Here is a 14,839-nt window from a genome sequence, read left to right on the forward strand (position 1 = left end):
CGGAGCGATCGTCGGTCTCTTGCGTCCCATGCTTGATTCACGCTCTCATGGGTTAGCAGAATTTCCATCGAGTCAGTACAGGTGGTACAGTTATCGGTCCAGCAATTCGTATCTCCGATTGCTGTCAAAAAAGGTGGTGTCGAATATAGAGATTAGTGCAGCCGAAGGCACATGATCTCCTTTGAGAGCGTCAGAACGTGTTGTTAGGGATCTGTGCTCTGTTGTCACTAAGTAATCGAACTACCGATTCAATCTCTTCCCAATTTGGCCCCTTCAAGATATTATCGTGGTCTCTGTCCCAGACGATGTAGCCCATATCGTCAAGTTTCGGAAGATGGGTATGAACCAGTTCCACCTCGTGTTCCTCTGTCTCTCGTGTATCGTTTTCCTCCAGGGCCTCTGGTCCGTCCACTGGATTGTGATCCAGTAGTTCCAGAAGAATCTGCCGCCGCTCTTGATCTCCGAGTGCTTCTGCAATTTGGTCAAATCCCATCCTCGTTCTCATGCTCTGTATAAGGGTCCCCGAACGGTTCCGTCCGCTGCATGGTGGACAAGGTTAGTATCAAGTACCACCCAGCACAGAAGGCCTCTTCCGCGGTCGAGATGGGGTTGACGCAATCAGGGTTCCTGGGGCTACTCGAACTCCTCATCGAGTTCCTCTTCCATTGCAATGAGCGTGTTTGTAGTGAGCGTCTCGATTGCACGCCGCAGTCGCTCTGTGACGGCCTGGTCGGAGATATCGAGTACATCCGCCAGATCCTGTGTAGACATTTGTCGTGGGATCGAGTAGTATCCACCCTGTACAGCGCGCATCAGTGTTTCACGCTGAGGTTGTGTCACCCCATACCATATCCCGGTCCCCGGGCGGACGGGATTGTAAATGCGTCCGACTTCGAGTTGAATGTGCGCGTTCGAACAGTATTCCTGAAACTCACTGAGTGTCTCGTGAGTGGGAAACCGGATCTCGAACTCCCAGGTTTTGACCGTTCCGGTGGCACTCAAAAGTTGTCCCCGTAGATCGACAATCCCCTGTAAGAATACGTCCCGACGGACGTTCCATTCCAGCGAATACAGGCGCTCGGCGTCGTGGCGCGTCACTTCAATAATGCGTTCGACCGACGGATGGTTCTCGACGTTTTGTTCGAAGGATTCTCGAACCTCATCGCTCACGGAAAAGAACGGAACGGCCTTCTCACCTAGCGGAACCATATTTTCGAGTTCGACCGTTCCGCTGGCTTCCAGTTCGAGGATCCGGCCAAGTTCGAATGAATCGGCTGGAATCCGGAGGTGCGCGATGACTGCCATCCTTTGCTAGAACGTGAGGTTCGAGACGTGTAAATATGGGGAGCATGGTGTATCATACTCTGGGGAATAGCATGGTGTGTCATGCAGAACGGCAGGCCTATGCGTGTGGCGTCCCTTCAGAATGGTGGACCGACGCCCTGCGCGAAGTGTGACCATGGTGACGTGTATATGGTTGTGGCTTAGCACTCCTCTCTTCGGGTCGAGGACCGCGGCCCACCCACCATGATACGTGATCAACTCGATGATGTTTCGATTACCAGTGACGACGACTTCGAGGCTATTCTCGCGGAGGCAATCGAGAAGGCCATCAAGGCTGACGTGGACGTGCGCGGTGCCTGGGAGTTTCGAACGCGAGGATCGACCCATGACTGGGAGGTACAAATTACCGAACTGGCCAGATACGACGATCACGAAGAGGAATAAACGATATCTACAGTCCCAGGCGAGTCCGTTGAATCTGTGGGCGTTGCAATCGTGATGGCTGTCGCAGAGCGAGAAGGGATCACTCCCGAGGAGTTGCGACCGCTGTATGACGTGGTCGATCCAGACACACTCAACGCATTGTGTACCGACACTGAAATCTTGGTCACGTTTCCGTACGATGGATCTGTCGTCACCGTCACCGCCGATGAGTCGATCCATCTCGATAAGCACTTATGAATGGCTCTCTATTCTGACAGACCGTTCAGCGTTCAATAAGTACGTGTAGTGTTCGGATAGTTCACTAATTTCGACGCGAAACAAACGAAGCCCTTGTGCTGCATCTATCCTCTATATTCAGCAGATCACTCAAAAAACGTCAGTTCTCAAGAATTTCAACAGAGCCAGTTCAGAGGATTGCAGACGGAAACCCACTTCGGGGACGTGCCCGCTTCGCTCGAGTCTGGATCGCCCGAAGTGTTGGCCACCATCTGGCGAGTACGCGAGGGATCCGGTGACGACGTGTTCGACCCTCTCGAGCAGGGGCCCAGGCCCGTATCACACCGACACGTTCGAAATCGTGTCGGTATCCGAGATATGTTTCACAGGGGATTTCTTCGACCTCGGCCGGGGAGTCGCCTCGACGAACGACCCAACAGGACCCGGATCGAACAGACCGTCGGCTCGCTCACTCGAGCGACTCCGAAGAGAGCCCGCGGAGCGACTCGTCGCCGATCTCGTCTAAGACGTGATCGTGAAGCGCCTGTAACGCGGCGCTTTCGTCCTCGGCGAGCACCACGTCGCTCGCCGACAGCGTCGCGAGGCCGAACGCACGCGGCGTCGGCGAGTCGAGTAGCCGGCGCTCGACGTCGAGGTCGCCAGTCTCTAGAGCGGCGACGATCCCCTCTATCTCGGCGACGTTGAGCTTGTCCTCTACGATCTCGCGGTAGGTCTCCTCGATCACGGCGAACTCCTCTAACTCCTCCGCGAAGCCGAGCAACATCTCGCTCGAGACCTGTTGTTCGCTCGCGGATTTCTCGTAGCCCTTGTACCGTTTGAGGATCATCAGCGACCGGGTCGCGTTGATCCGGAAGTACCGCTGGAGGAGGTCGGTGCCCGACAGCGACGCCCGAAGCGTTTCGCGGACGTCTTCGGCCTCGAGGTCCTCGAGGATCCCCTCGAGGTCGACTTTTCGATTCAGTGGCATCGAGAGGACGAAACCGTTGTCGGCGACGGCGACCGTGACGTTTGCGGTCGCCTCCTGTGCACACCGGTAGGCGAGCAGTCGGGAGAGACCGTCGTTGACCCTGCGTCCGTACGTCGAGTGGACGTAGTAGCGGCGTTCGTACTCCTCGCGGTCGCGTTGAACCTCGATGGCCAGTCGGTCGGGCGTGCTCACGCTTTCGGGACCCGCATAGCGAAGCTGGTACTCGAAGAGGCGAGAAATCGCCCGCACGCTGTCGTCGTCGAGTGGAAACTCCCGGAGCCAGGCGCGAACCCTGGGCGCGCCGCCCTCCTCGTAGTGGGCGAGGAGTTCCCCCTGGAAGGCGAGGATCTCGCAGGCGAGGTCGTAGGAAAGCGGCAGTCGCTCTGAGTACCACGAGGGAACCGTCGGCCGGGCGCTCGTCCGGTCGACGTAGACCTTCGAGCCGCGGCGGTAGCGATACTCGAAGTGATCGCCGCCGAGGACGAAGACGTCGCCTTTCTCGATCGTATCGAGGTACTCCTCGTCGAGCTGGCCAACCCACTCGTCGCTCGCCCGCGTGTAGACGTCACAGCTGAACGAGTCGGGTATCGTCCCGATGTTCGTCATGTAGATCACCCGCGCGAGCCGACCGCGCTTGCCGATCAGGGGCTCACCCACCGGAAACTCCTCGTAGTGGTACTCGCCGTCGGGCGGGTCGTTCTCGTCGCGCCAGATCTTCGCGTAGACGTTTTTGTCCTCCAGCCCGGCGTACTCGGCGGTGAGATAGCGTGCGAGTGATTCCCACTCTTCCGTGCCGTAGTTCCGGTAGGGGTACGCACGCTGGAGGATTTCCGTTACCGCCGACTCCGGGCGTATTTCGGCGATCGCCATCCCGTAGACGTGCTGGGCCGCCACGTCCTGGGCGTTTTCCGGAATCGAGACGGAGTCGACGAACCCCTCCTCGGCTCGTTTCATCATGACGGCACACTCGAGCAACTCGTCCCGATCGAGCGCGATCACCCGTCCAGTCACCGTCTGGCCGACCCGGTGGCCGGCGCGGCCGACCCGCTGGAGCATTGCGGCGACCGACTTCGGGGAACCGACCTGGACGACCAGGTCGACGTGGGGCATGTCGATCCCTAACTCGAGGCTCGTCGAGGTCGTCACGACGTCGAGATCCCCTTCCTTGAGCCGGCCCTCGACGTCCTGGCGGACGTCCTTCGAGAGACTGCCGTGGTGACAACCCGAGTTCGTCTCATCGTAGCCGTCGAACCGTTCGCGCAGGTTGTGTAACACGCGTTCGGCCCCCGATCGCGTGTTCGTGAAGACGATGGTGTTGGTGTGTCCTCGTATGTGCTCGTCGAGCATCCGGTAGAACCGGTCCTGGACGACGTCTCTGGACGTATTGACGAGGTCGTCGGTCGGACACTCGAGACGGAGGTCGAACTCGCGGGCGAAGCGGGCGTCGACGACCTCGTAGTCTCTGGGTTCGCCTCCCGGCTCGGTTCGCCCCACCAGAAACTCGGCGACCGCCGAGACGGGTTCGATCGTCGCCGAACAGCCGATCCGCGTGATCTCGCCGTCGGCCATCGCCTCGAGTCGCTCTAAGCTCACCGACAGGTGGGTACCCCGCTTGCCGGCGGCCAGCGAGTGGATCTCGTCGACGATGACGTACTCCACCGTCCGGAGCTTCTCACGGAATTTTGGGGAGTTGAGCAAGATTGCGAGCGTCTCCGGTGTCGTATTCAGGATGTGGGGCGTCTCGTCTAACATCTTCTGGCGCTCGCTCGAGGGGGTGTCGCCGTGACGGATGGCGTGGCGGATCTCGCCCATCTCCTCGTCGCCATCGCCGGCTCGCGGGCCCTGCCCGCTCGCATCTTCCGCGGCGCTGTGCGCCGCGCGTTCGACGACCGACTCGATCCCCTCGAGCGGAACCGCTAAGTTCCGGTGAATGTCGTTTGCGAGCGATTTCAGCGGCGAAACGTAGAGACAGTAGACCGAGTTCTCGAGGCCGTCCTCGTTCGTTCGATCTTCGCGATAGAGAGCATTGATAATCGAGTTGAAACTCGCTAACGTCTTTCCCGATCCCGTCGGCGCGCAGATCAGCGTGTTCTGGCCATCGTGGATCTTCGGGATCGCACCGCGCTGGGGTGGCGTGAAAAAACCGCCGTTCTCGGGAACGTACTCGCCGAACTCCTCGAGCCACCACTCCCGGACCGCGGGCTCTAGCAGGGAGAAGACGTCGCCGTCTTCGATCTCGACGGCGTCCGGATCGAACGGCAGGTCGTCCGAATCCGGCAACTCGAGGTCCTCGGTCCACCTCATCGTCCCCGTCTGAGGACCCGGTAGGTAAGAGGGTTTGGACAGCGGGGTGAAAGTAGAGGGGAAGAACCAGAATGGCGTTCACTCGCTCGTTTGCCCGCTCGCGTCGGGAGCAAGCGGTGTGGCTTCGACGGGGACGACCGCTCGATCGGGCAACGCTGGAGACGGTTCCCGTCCGAGCGTGAGAAACCGTTCGGTGAGAGTGACCTCCTCGGTGTGCGGGCTCGGTTTCACGATTTCTTCGTACTCGACTGCGATGCCGGCAGGTTCGGCGGCGATGCGAACGGCACAGAGCTGATACGACGGGTAAAACACCGGCGGTAAGACGCCCGTGACGACGTCCCGGCGGTGAAGTCGCTTCAGCCACGTCCCGGTGTTGACGAGAAGCCGTCCATCGACCTCGGTGATGCTCGGACGATGGGTGTGACCGTAGCAGAAAATCGCCGTCTCCGGATGTTCGGCAAACACCTCCCGTGCGGCGTCCTCGTAGGGCTCGTCGGGATCGACGGTGAGATCCGTCTCGAAGATTCCGAACCGATCGACCGTCTTTCGGACGTCTCGGAGGACGAAGTAGACGGGAACGGCCGCGAGGAGGATCACGCCGGCGATCACCGCGTTGATGACGAGGACGAAGTGGACGGCTTCACCGACGAGACCCAGCCGAGCGAGGACAGCGTCCGCCGACTCGACCGGCATCGTCCAGACGCCGGCCACGTCCAACCCGGCGAGGACCGCGATCACGACGCTGATGTTGAACGCCAACAGGAACGGGATCGCCGCGTACCGCAAGAGCGGATTCATTTCGCGGTAGAAGTACTTCGAGAGGAGCCAGTGCGGGACGCGCTCCGTCGGCGTGACTGCCTGAACGTCTTTCAACCAGTTGTATCGACCCCGCCCGGAGAGCCTTCCCGCTCGGCTCGTCACGTGCGTGTTATAAAAGTACCCGAGCGGCGTTTCGTACGGGTTACCGAAGTCCTCGAAGCGATTGTTCGGATCCTGCTGGTGGCCGTGTTCGAACCAGATCGTCCGATCGCCCACCGACCGGGTGATCGAACGGGATCGAACGAGATCGACGTTGTAGTCGGCAAACCGCTCGACGTACTCCTCGTAGGCCGCGAGTTCGTTGTCGTGATTGCCCGGCAACAGCGTGATTGGAATCGACTCGCCGGTCGCACGCAACTGCTCGAACAGGTCGGGATAGCGCTCGGTCAAGAAGTCGAACTTCGCGAGTCCGTCGATTTCGGTAAACTCCCACAGGCCGAACAGATCGCCGTTGATCACCAACTCGGCGTTCTCGTCGGTCGTCTCGAGGCGCTCGAGAAATGCGAGTAACTCGTCGAGAAAGTCGATCTCGCCGAGCTGTTCGTCACCGCCGATGTGAAGATCACTGATTACGTAATAAACAGGGTCGGCGTCGTCGACCATAGCGTCCGCTGTTCAACCCCGGCACGTATAGTGTTACGCCAGCGACTCAACGACACGCACTGCGGGGCTAACCCCCGTCACTCGTCACGGGAGGACATCCCGAACGAACGCCGCTTTCACACGGATCGGTTCCGAAATTCCACGAACCCGAATCGATTTGTCGGTCGCTTTCCCAAGGACCGGTATGACGAACGAGCAGTCCTCGAACTCGATCAACACGTACTCGGGAATGCGATTCGACCCGCTCGAGCCATCCCCCGACCGGATTCGACTCGAGGACGTCGCCCACGGACTCTCACAGACCTGCCGGTTCTCGGGACAGAGCGCGTTCTTCTACACGGTCGGGACGCACTCCCTTTACGTAAGCCGTGAACTCGCAGACGAGTACGGGCCGCTGGTTCAGCTCTACGGGTTGTGCCACGACGCCGCCGAGGCGTACATCACCGACCTTCCCCGGCCGGTCAAACGACGGATCGACGAATTTGGCGCGATCGAGGAGCGCGTCCTCGAGGCCACGTGGAAACGCCTCGACGTCCGGCCGCCGACCGACTCCGAGTGGCGGGCGGTGATGGACGCCGACGACCGCCTCTTTCGGTACGAGGCGACGGCGCTGTTGAACGGTTTCCAGCCGGCGGAGCCGACGACTCTCGCGTACGATCTCGAGCCCTGCGTCCCGAGCGAGGTTCGTCGGCAGTTCCTCGAGCGGGTCGAGTGCCTACGCGGCGAACTCGAGTGAGGCGCCAGGGGAGTTCGCGGTTCGTGGTGGTCTCCCTGCGACGGCGCACGCTGGTTCCGGTCGTCGGCGGGCACGTCCTCCTCTGGGTGTGCCCGTTCTGGAATTACTCTTTGCGTGATCGTGCCTCGAGTACCAGCACAACCCTTTTGCCGGAACCGGGCCCACGCTTTCGCATGCGCATCACCTTTCTCGGGACCGGAAGCGCGATGGCGACCGGCGAGCGCTTCCAGACGGGGATCCTCGTCCAGGACGACGGCCGGACGCTCCTCGTCGACTGTGGCTCCGGCGTGCTTCATCGACTCCAGCAGTCCGGCGTCGGCTACGAAAACGTCTCGAGTGTCTTGCTCACCCACCACCACCTCGACCACGTCGCGGACTTGCTCCCGCTGATGAAAGCCCGCTGGCTCGCCGGCGAGGAACACCTCGAGGTCGTCGGCCCGCAGGGAACGAAGGCGTTGGTCGACGGTTTGCTCTCGGTCCACGAGTACATGCAGGAGAAACTCGAGTTGCGGGTGCGCGAGGTCCATCCCGGCGAGTTTTCGGTCGCCGGCTTCGACGTCTCGGCGTACGAGACGCGCCACTCACTGCCCTGTCTGGCCTACCGGTTCGACGACCGCTTTACGTTCAGTGGCGACAGCGAGGCCTTTGCCGGGCTGGCGAACTTCGCCGACGAGTCTGCGATCCTCGCCCACGACTGCTCGTTTCCCGACGACGTCGAGGTCTCGAACCACCCGACGCCCGAACGGCTGGGAACCGCACTCGAGGGGGCGGATATCGGCAGAGTCTATCTGACCCATCTCTATCCGCACACGGAGGGGCGTCACGAGGAGATGCTCGAGTCGATCGGCGCCCACTACGACGGCGACGTCAGGTTCGCCGAGGATCTCACGACGATAACGGTCGAGTAGCGACGATAACGGCCGAATAGCGTCGAAAGCCGGAGACGGCTACCAGCGTTTCGCGAGGACGTTCTCCGCCACCCATCGGCCTGTCGGGCTCCACCCGTTCTCGATACCGATCGTGCGATCTCTGACCAGATCGAGAATGAGACAGACCGGGACAGCGAACTGTCCCGCGAAGGCGGCGGTTAGCGGAGTCGCCCCCACTGTGACGTACCCGACGAGTATCGCCACACCGCCAACTCCGATACCGATCCAGCACCCGAATAGCACCCTCGAGAGGATGGGAGCCCGGTCGATCTCTTTGCTCGCGAGGAGAACATAGTCGAACCCTTTCAGTATCGACGCGAATACCATCACTGCGCTGAATAACAGGACGATGGAACCATCACTCATTGTTTGTCCCCCTGAGCTTCATCGTGACTGGTCAGTTGAAAGATTTTTCCGGAGAGACATATATATTTGCACGATCTCGATCATCGTCCGTGGAACGAGATCGCGCTGAGCCGCCACAGCGGTGCGGTTCGTCGCACGGTTACAGACGGACGATCCATCGATCGATGTAGTAACAACTGAAACGATGTACACACCGATCGCCGATTTGTCTGGCGATCGGGTGTGCAGTGACGTTCAGTGGTTACTATAGTACCAACTGAAGTGATTCACACACTGCTCGCCGATCCGTCTGGCGATCAGGTGTACGAGACGGGTAGTGGCTACTGTACTTCGTCGATCTTCCGGCGAGTGAGGTTTCAGGAGGCTGCGCCGTTCGACGATGACGACCTGGACGCGTGCGTTCAGTTCGTCCAAAACTCCCACCGAACACGACCTCCGTTTCGACGGCGCAGGACGCCGATCGCTTCGTACCGGTGCTGTCGGCCGTTTCGTAGCGCTTTTGACGGTCCTCGGGAAACGGAGCGGTATGACTGCCCCCTGGGACGACTGGAATCACATTCTGAAGATCGATCCCGACAAGGACCTCCCCGAGGGGACCACCTACGGCGACCTCTGTGCGACTGGTACCGACGCGATCGAGGTCGGCGGGACGATGGGGATCACCGAGGAGAACATGGAAGCCGTCGTCGAGGCCTGTGCCGAACACGACGTGGCGCTCTACCAGGAGCCCTCGAGTCCCGACGTCGTCATCGACAACGAGGCACTCGAGGGCTACCTTATTCCGACCGTGTTCAACGCCGGTTCGCCGTTCTGGATCACGGGCGCTCACAAGGAGTGGGTCAGGATCGACAACGGACTCGACTGGGAGCGAACGACGACGGAAGCGTACATCGTGATGAACCCGGAGGCGGACGTCGCGACGTACACCGAAGCCGACTGCGACCTCGACGCCGACGACGTCGCCGCTTACGCGACCGTCGCCGAGCGGATGTTCGGTCAGGAGATCGTCTACGTCGAGTACTCGGGAACGCTGGGCGACGAGGGAATCGTCGAGGCGGCGAGCGAGGCGACCGACGAGGCGACGCTGTTCTACGGGGGCGGAATCTACGACTACGACTCGGCGTATTCGATGGCGCAGTACGCCGACGTAATCGTCGTCGGCAACCTGGCTCACGACGAGGGCGTCGAGGCGGTTCGCGATACCGTCGAAGCCGCATCCGATGCGTAACGCTTGGTATTAGTGGATACACCGGATGAAAAAGCCGTTTTGGCCTAAACGGTTTTGCGTCTCCGGGAACCAACACGAGATATGAGTCTGCTCGCGGAGTTCGAAGCGGCGTCTCCCTCGTTGGTCCTCGGGCCAACGCTCGAGGCGTTGCCGTCGCTCACGATCGAACTCGAGCGACAGTACGCGCTAGATCCGGATCGTCCGATCGTCTTCTGTTGGACGCGATATCACGATCGGGACCGTCTCGAACGCGAACTGGACGCCGACGAGACGGTCGACGAGTTCGATCGTCTCGTCCACAGCGGCGACCGAGCGCTCTACCGGATGCAGCGAAGCGACTCGGGCGTGATTTCGGCCTACCGTCGATGGGTCGCGGCCGGCGGGGAGTTACTCGAGTGTCTCGGCTCCGAAGGGCGGTGGGAGGTCGAGATGCGGTTTCCCGACCGCGAATCGTTCGCGGAATACTACACGTTTCTCGAGGGAGAGGACGTCGAATTCGAACTCCACCGACTCGCTAACGGCGAGGTCGCCCGGCGCGCTGGCGAGTCGAACCCGCTCACCGAGTCACAACGGGAGGCGATCGTCCTCGCGTACGAACGCGGGTTCTTCGACGTGCCGCGAGGAACGGACCTCGCGACGGTCGCCGAAATGCTCGGCATCTCCACGCAAGCCGTCAGCGAGCGATTGCGGCGAGGACAGTCCCGACTGATCGACGAACACGTTCTGTAGCGATCCCCCCGAGGCGACCTGAGACGGTTCGGAGTTAGTCGGCCGATTCGACCAGTTCCCGGAGTCGAGGGAGCGCCTGCGTGACGTCCTCGCGCAACACGACGTCTGCGACGCCGTCGCAGGGCGTCGACTCGAGGTTGACGATTCCGACGGTCGCGCCGGCGGAGGCGGCCAGCCGTGGGAGCGAGGCGGCGGGTTCGACGACGAGCGACGAGCCGATCGCGAGGAAGACGTCGCACTCGCGTGCGAGCGACTTGGCGCGCTGGATGACGGCGCCCGGGAGCTGTTCGCCGAAGAGGACGACGTCGGGTTTGTAGGGACCGCCACACTCACACCGCGGCGGCAGTTCGCCGTCTTCGGCCCGTTCGAAGATCGGATCGGCGGCCTGGCGCCTCCCGCAGTCGACACATCGAACGCGTCGGGCGTTTCCGTGCAGTTCGAGAATCGTCGTCCCGGGCTCTTCGTCGGTCGACTCGAGTGCGTCGCCGTGAAGTCCGTCGGTGTTTTGCGTACAGATCGCCTCGAGGCGTCCGTCCAGGCCGAGCGAGGCGAGCGCCTCGTGGGCGGCGTTGGGCTCGTGGTCCCCGCCGAACAGTTCCCGCTGGAGTTCGACGCGGTCGGTCCAGAAGCCGTCGGGATCACGCTGGAATCGGCCGTAGGTGAACTGCCCTTCGTCGAAGCGTTCCCAGACGCCGTCATCGCCGCGAAACGTCGGCACGCCCGATGGGGCAGAGATGCCGGCGCCGGTCAGTGCGACCGCAGAGTCGGCCACCCGGAGGTCGTCGGCGAGTCGCTCGCTATCCGTCTCGTCCATACCCAGAAGTCGTTCCGGGACGGCAAAAACGGGAAGGTCGCAAACGTCGGCGCCGGTCTAGACGAACGCGAGCGGGATCATGAGCGCGACGCCGAGTGCGATACCGCCGACCAGTTCCGGCTTTCCGCCGTTAGGGAGTCGCTCGCCGATCTCGAGGGCCTCGGGAACGAACTCGGTGAGCACGAGGAAGATCATCGCACCCGCGGCGAAGCCGAAGCCGAACGCGAGAAACTCCCGTGCGACGCGAACGAACCCGAACGCGAGAACGGCCCCGATCGGCTGGGGAAGACTCGAGAAGATCGCCCACCAGACGAGCTTCCAGTTCGGAACGCCCATCGACGAGAGCGGGATCGAGATCGCCGTCCCCTCCGGCACGTTGTGGATCGAGATCGCGATCGTCATGAAGACCGCAAGCACCGGAACCGTCAGCCCGAGGATCGGGATGCCACCCTCGAGGCCGAGGTCGGCGAACGAGACGCCGATCGCGACCCCCTCCGGAAAGCTGTGGACCGTCAATACGCCGAGGACGAGGACGAGTTTTTTGAAGTCCGCTTCCTCGTACTGGCGCGGGTCGATATCCGCGTCGAGGAGGACGTCGCGGGCGACGACGACGAGGACGACGCCCGCGACGAGGCCGACCACGATCTCGAGGGGCGTTCCTTCGGACAGCCCCTCGTCGACGAGCCCGAAAAGCGACGCCGAGAGCATGATCCCCGATGCGAGCCCCCAGAGAACGACGTTTCGTCGGTCGCTGATCGAGTCGAAGAAGAAAAACGGGAGCGCGCCGACGCCGGTCGCAAGCGCCGTGACGAGGCCGGCGAGAAAGACCAGCGCGACGTGTTCGGCGAGCACCATCCGTACGGAAGGTACCCGACCGGGCGTCTTATAGGGACCGTGGTGAACCGCCTCGGAGTCAAACCCCGTGGCATTCGCCTCGACAGCCAATAAATCGGTGCGGACGAACCCGCGACCCGATCGAGTCGACCGATCGTTACCGGAGGCCGATCAACCGCGCCGGTAGGACGCCGCCAGTTTCGCCTCGATCCGCTGGAGGTGTTCTCCGACCGTTCCCGCCGAAACGCCGAGTCGATCGGCCAGTTCGCGATGGGTCGTTTCCCGCGGGATCTCGTAGTATCCCTCCTCGAAGGCGCAGTCGAACACCTCCCGCTGGCGGTCGGTCAACGTCGGCGAGAACCGTGTGGCGTCGGGTTCGTATCCGCTCAGTCGCTGGAGATTCAGGTCGACGCCGTCGGGGAGATCCCTGGCGGCACGCTGGATCGCCCGACTCGTGCCGAGGATGCGGATCTCGAGGGCGCGGTCGCCACCGTCGCGGCCCTCGACTCCGACGAACGGCATCGGCCAGTCGACGACGATCTCGTGCTCGCGGAGGATTGCCAGTAGATCGACCATCGGCTCGGCGGCCCGGTACTGGACGCAAGCGATTCCCCGGTCGTTCGCACCCGCCACGTCGAACTCGAGGACGTCGGGAACGGCCGCGAGCAGTCTCCGAGCGGCCGCGAGGTCGCCGCGAAGCTCGAGCAGTTCGGCATACCGGCGGTCGTGTATCCGATCGATGTGACGAATTGCCTCGATGGAGACCGCCTTACTCCGTGCGAATGCGTCGTCGATCGCGTGAATCTCCCCTGCAGTCCACCTCAACACGACCGTTGCGTATCTCACGGCCGACCACCACCGATTCGAACGAAAGCGGGAGCGGGTCGCTCGAACCGCGGTGCGATTGACGGCTGATCGGATTCCCGGGTGACGAACGGCCGATCGAACGCGGAAGTGGCGAACGACCGATCAAGCGCAGGGAGTATCAATGGCCAATCGGATCGAACCTCGAGGGGCGACCACGCGGGCGAACGAATCGCCGGATAACGCTCGAGCGACGGGGCGGACCGAGTCATGCGAAAACACTCACCCCTATCAAATAAATACCCCTCGTATGATCGGGTACAGACGGAGGGGCCTGGCTGTACTCTACTCGGGCATGAGCGACGACGAACCTCCCGCGAACGGACGGCCGCCGGGTCCCGACGGACTCCCGATTCTCGGTAATCAGCTCACTTTTCTCCGAGAACCCTACGAGTTCATGACCCGGACAGCCCGCGAGTACGGCGACGTCGCCTACTGGGAAGATCCTGGCGGTCCCGTCTACCAGATCAACCACCCGGAGTACATCGAGCACGTACTCGTCCAGCGAAACGAACGGTACGTGAAAGGCGATCGGTTCCAGAACGTCCTTCGCCCGATCACGGGTAACGGAATCCTGAACAGCGAGGGGGCCGTCTGGCGGCGCAATCGCCACCGTATCCAGCCGGCGTTCCACCCTGATCGAATCCGGGAGTACGCGGCCATGATGACCGAGTTTACCGAGGAGAACGTAGAGACGTGGAAGCCGGGCCAGACGCGCGACGTCCACGAGGACATGATGGAGGTCACGTTGAAAATCGTCGCCCGTGCCCTCTTCGGGGCGGACGTCGACGAGCACGTCCACGCGGTCGGCTCGGCGCTCGAGGAGTTCATGGCGGCCACCGAAAGTCTCGCTCACTTCGTCCTCCCGCCGTCGGTTCCGACGCCCGCCCGACTGCGGATTCGACGCGCCCGCGAGCAACTCGACGAAGTAGTCTACGCGCTGATCGAGGAGCGACGGGTGAACCCGACCGAGAACGACGTCATCTCGAAACTGCTCGAGGGCGGATCGAACGCCACAGAGGGAAACGACGCGCCGATGTCGCCCGAACAGATCCGCGACGAGGTCGTGACGCTCCTGTTAGCCGGCCACGAGACGACCGCGCTCTCGCTGACGCTGACGTTCTACGCGCTCGCGAAGAGTCCGGCAGTCGAGGAGAAACTGGTCGCGGAACTCGAGGAGGTTCTCGACGGGGAGCCGCCGACGATGGACGACCTCTCCGAACTCACCTACACGGAGCGAGTCGTCAAAGAGTCGATGCGACTCTATCCGCCGGTGCCCGGGATCGTCCGCGAGCCGGTCAAACCGGACGTCGTCGGGGGATACGAGATCGATCCGGGCTCGAGCGTCCGCATGCACCAGTGGGTCGTCCACCGCGATCCCCGGTGGTACGACGATCCGCTCGCGTTCCGCCCCGAGCGCTGGACCGACGAGATGGAAGCCGATCTGCCGAAGCTTGCGTACTTCCCCTTCGCCGCCGGTCCGCGCCGGTGTATCGGCGACCGCTTTGCGATGCTCGAGGCCCGACTCATTCTCGCGACGGTCTACCAGCACTACCACCTCGAACTCGTTCCCGGAACCGACCTCGACCTGCGGGCGACGATCACCGCGCGGCCGAAACACCCGATTCCGATGACGGTTTCCGAGCGCTGACCGAATCCCCGTCCAACCCGTCACTCGAGG

General features: G+C 62.1%; 15 protein-coding genes. 7 read left to right on the forward strand and 8 right to left on the reverse strand.

What is annotated here, in order from left to right; all coding sequences use genetic code 11:
* Nucleotides 1–190: 190 nt before the first annotated feature.
* The gene (locus AB7C87_RS05365; RefSeq protein ID WP_369728390.1) at nucleotides 191–493 is read right to left on the reverse strand and encodes a DUF7344 domain-containing protein; all 303 of its coding nucleotides are present in this window, start codon (nucleotides 491–493) and stop codon (nucleotides 191–193) included.
* A 140-nt stretch (nucleotides 494–633) separates the two neighbouring features.
* A complete protein-coding gene (locus tag AB7C87_RS05370; protein WP_369728391.1) occupies nucleotides 634–1,305 on the reverse strand; it encodes a helix-turn-helix domain-containing protein in 672 nt (223 codons plus the stop codon).
* A 222-nt stretch (nucleotides 1,306–1,527) separates the two neighbouring features.
* On the opposite strand from AB7C87_RS05370, the gene AB7C87_RS05375 reads away from it, so the two are divergent.
* Together AB7C87_RS05375 and AB7C87_RS05380 are read left to right on the forward strand one after the other, a co-directional pair.
* Nucleotides 1,528–1,728, forward strand: a complete 201-nt coding sequence (locus tag AB7C87_RS05375) for a hypothetical protein (protein WP_369728392.1) — start codon at nucleotides 1,528–1,530, stop codon at nucleotides 1,726–1,728.
* A gap of 36 nt (nucleotides 1,729–1,764) precedes the next feature.
* On the forward strand, nucleotides 1,765–1,965 hold the full coding sequence (locus tag AB7C87_RS05380; protein WP_369728393.1) for a HalOD1 output domain-containing protein: 201 nt from the start codon (nucleotides 1,765–1,767) through the stop codon (nucleotides 1,963–1,965).
* Between the two features lie 448 nt (nucleotides 1,966–2,413).
* Here AB7C87_RS05380 and AB7C87_RS05385 read toward each other — a convergent pair whose 3' ends face one another.
* Nucleotides 2,414–5,236 carry an ATP-dependent helicase gene (locus AB7C87_RS05385; RefSeq protein WP_369728394.1) on the reverse strand — a complete coding sequence of 941 codons (2,823 nt, stop codon included), beginning with the start codon at nucleotides 5,234–5,236 and terminating at the stop codon, nucleotides 2,414–2,416.
* 78 nt (nucleotides 5,237–5,314) lie between these two features.
* Nucleotides 5,315–6,658 carry a metallophosphoesterase gene (locus AB7C87_RS05390; RefSeq protein WP_369728395.1) on the reverse strand — a complete coding sequence of 448 codons (1,344 nt, stop codon included), beginning with the start codon at nucleotides 6,656–6,658 and terminating at the stop codon, nucleotides 5,315–5,317.
* A 184-nt stretch (nucleotides 6,659–6,842) separates the two neighbouring features.
* Between AB7C87_RS05390 and AB7C87_RS05395 the strand changes: the two genes are divergently transcribed.
* On the forward strand, nucleotides 6,843–7,394 hold the full coding sequence (locus tag AB7C87_RS05395; protein WP_369728396.1) for a hypothetical protein: 552 nt from the start codon (nucleotides 6,843–6,845) through the stop codon (nucleotides 7,392–7,394).
* Between the two features lie 173 nt (nucleotides 7,395–7,567).
* Nucleotides 7,568–8,302 (forward strand): MBL fold metallo-hydrolase, encoded by a 735-nt coding sequence (locus AB7C87_RS05400; RefSeq protein WP_369728397.1) that lies wholly within the window; start codon nucleotides 7,568–7,570, stop codon nucleotides 8,300–8,302.
* Between the two features lie 39 nt (nucleotides 8,303–8,341).
* On the opposite strand, the gene AB7C87_RS05405 is transcribed toward AB7C87_RS05400, so the two are convergent.
* Entirely contained in the window at nucleotides 8,342–8,689 is a 348-nt protein-coding gene (locus AB7C87_RS05405) for a hypothetical protein (protein ID WP_369728398.1), read from the reverse strand.
* 526 nt (nucleotides 8,690–9,215) lie between these two features.
* On the opposite strand from AB7C87_RS05405, the gene AB7C87_RS05410 reads away from it, so the two are divergent.
* On the forward strand, nucleotides 9,216–9,917 hold the full coding sequence (locus AB7C87_RS05410) for a phosphoglycerol geranylgeranyltransferase (RefSeq protein ID WP_369728399.1): 702 nt from the start codon (nucleotides 9,216–9,218) through the stop codon (nucleotides 9,915–9,917).
* Nucleotides 9,918–9,998: 81 nt separating this feature from the next.
* Complete coding sequence (locus tag AB7C87_RS05415) at nucleotides 9,999–10,646, forward strand: helix-turn-helix domain-containing protein (protein WP_369728400.1); 648 nt, start codon at nucleotides 9,999–10,001, stop codon at nucleotides 10,644–10,646.
* A 34-nt stretch (nucleotides 10,647–10,680) separates the two neighbouring features.
* On the opposite strand, the gene AB7C87_RS05420 is transcribed toward AB7C87_RS05415, so the two are convergent.
* The 3 genes from AB7C87_RS05420 to AB7C87_RS05430 all read right to left on the reverse strand — a co-directional run bounded on the left by AB7C87_RS05420 (nucleotide 10,681) and on the right by AB7C87_RS05430 (nucleotide 13,140).
* Complete coding sequence (locus AB7C87_RS05420) at nucleotides 10,681–11,460, reverse strand: SIR2 family NAD-dependent protein deacylase (RefSeq protein ID WP_369728401.1); 780 nt, start codon at nucleotides 11,458–11,460, stop codon at nucleotides 10,681–10,683.
* Between the two features lie 57 nt (nucleotides 11,461–11,517).
* Entirely contained in the window at nucleotides 11,518–12,315 is a 798-nt protein-coding gene (locus AB7C87_RS05425; protein ID WP_369728402.1) for a ZIP family metal transporter, read from the reverse strand.
* 150 nt (nucleotides 12,316–12,465) lie between these two features.
* Entirely contained in the window at nucleotides 12,466–13,140 is a 675-nt protein-coding gene (locus tag AB7C87_RS05430) for a helix-turn-helix domain-containing protein (protein ID WP_369728403.1), read from the reverse strand.
* A 313-nt stretch (nucleotides 13,141–13,453) separates the two neighbouring features.
* On the opposite strand from AB7C87_RS05430, the gene AB7C87_RS05435 reads away from it, so the two are divergent.
* Nucleotides 13,454–14,809, forward strand: coding sequence for a cytochrome P450 (locus AB7C87_RS05435; RefSeq protein WP_369728897.1), 1,356 nt, complete (start codon nucleotides 13,454–13,456; stop codon nucleotides 14,807–14,809).
* Nucleotides 14,810–14,839: the final 30 nt, after the last annotated feature.

This window comes from Natrarchaeobius versutus (assembly GCF_041205745.1).
GTDB lineage: Archaea > Halobacteriota > Halobacteria > Halobacteriales > Natrialbaceae > Natrarchaeobius > Natrarchaeobius versutus.

What these genes read in the sequence shown, in the direction of transcription:
- AB7C87_RS05390 (WP_369728395.1), bottom strand. Translation starts at nt 6,658, where the DNA reads ATGGTCGACGACGCCGACCCTGTTTATTACGTAATCAGTGATCTTCAC.
- AB7C87_RS05365 (WP_369728390.1), bottom strand. Translation starts at nt 493, where the DNA reads ATGGGATTTGACCAAATTGCAGAAGCACTCGGAGATCAAGAGCGGCGG.
- AB7C87_RS05395 (WP_369728396.1), top strand. Translation starts at nt 6,843, where the DNA reads ATGACGAACGAGCAGTCCTCGAACTCGATCAACACGTACTCGGGAATG.
- AB7C87_RS05385 (WP_369728394.1), bottom strand. Translation starts at nt 5,236, where the DNA reads ATGAGGTGGACCGAGGACCTCGAGTTGCCGGATTCGGACGACCTGCCG.
- AB7C87_RS05415 (WP_369728400.1), top strand. Translation starts at nt 9,999, where the DNA reads ATGAGTCTGCTCGCGGAGTTCGAAGCGGCGTCTCCCTCGTTGGTCCTC.
- AB7C87_RS05420 (WP_369728401.1), bottom strand. Translation starts at nt 11,460, where the DNA reads ATGGACGAGACGGATAGCGAGCGACTCGCCGACGACCTCCGGGTGGCC.
- AB7C87_RS05370 (WP_369728391.1), bottom strand. Translation starts at nt 1,305, where the DNA reads ATGGCAGTCATCGCGCACCTCCGGATTCCAGCCGATTCATTCGAACTT.
- AB7C87_RS05435 (WP_369728897.1), top strand. Translation starts at nt 13,454, where the DNA reads ATGAGCGACGACGAACCTCCCGCGAACGGACGGCCGCCGGGTCCCGAC.
- AB7C87_RS05410 (WP_369728399.1), top strand. Translation starts at nt 9,216, where the DNA reads ATGACTGCCCCCTGGGACGACTGGAATCACATTCTGAAGATCGATCCC.
- AB7C87_RS05405 (WP_369728398.1), bottom strand. Translation starts at nt 8,689, where the DNA reads ATGAGTGATGGTTCCATCGTCCTGTTATTCAGCGCAGTGATGGTATTC.
- AB7C87_RS05400 (WP_369728397.1), top strand. Translation starts at nt 7,568, where the DNA reads ATGCGCATCACCTTTCTCGGGACCGGAAGCGCGATGGCGACCGGCGAG.
- AB7C87_RS05425 (WP_369728402.1), bottom strand. Translation starts at nt 12,315, where the DNA reads ATGGTGCTCGCCGAACACGTCGCGCTGGTCTTTCTCGCCGGCCTCGTC.
- AB7C87_RS05375 (WP_369728392.1), top strand. Translation starts at nt 1,528, where the DNA reads ATGATACGTGATCAACTCGATGATGTTTCGATTACCAGTGACGACGAC.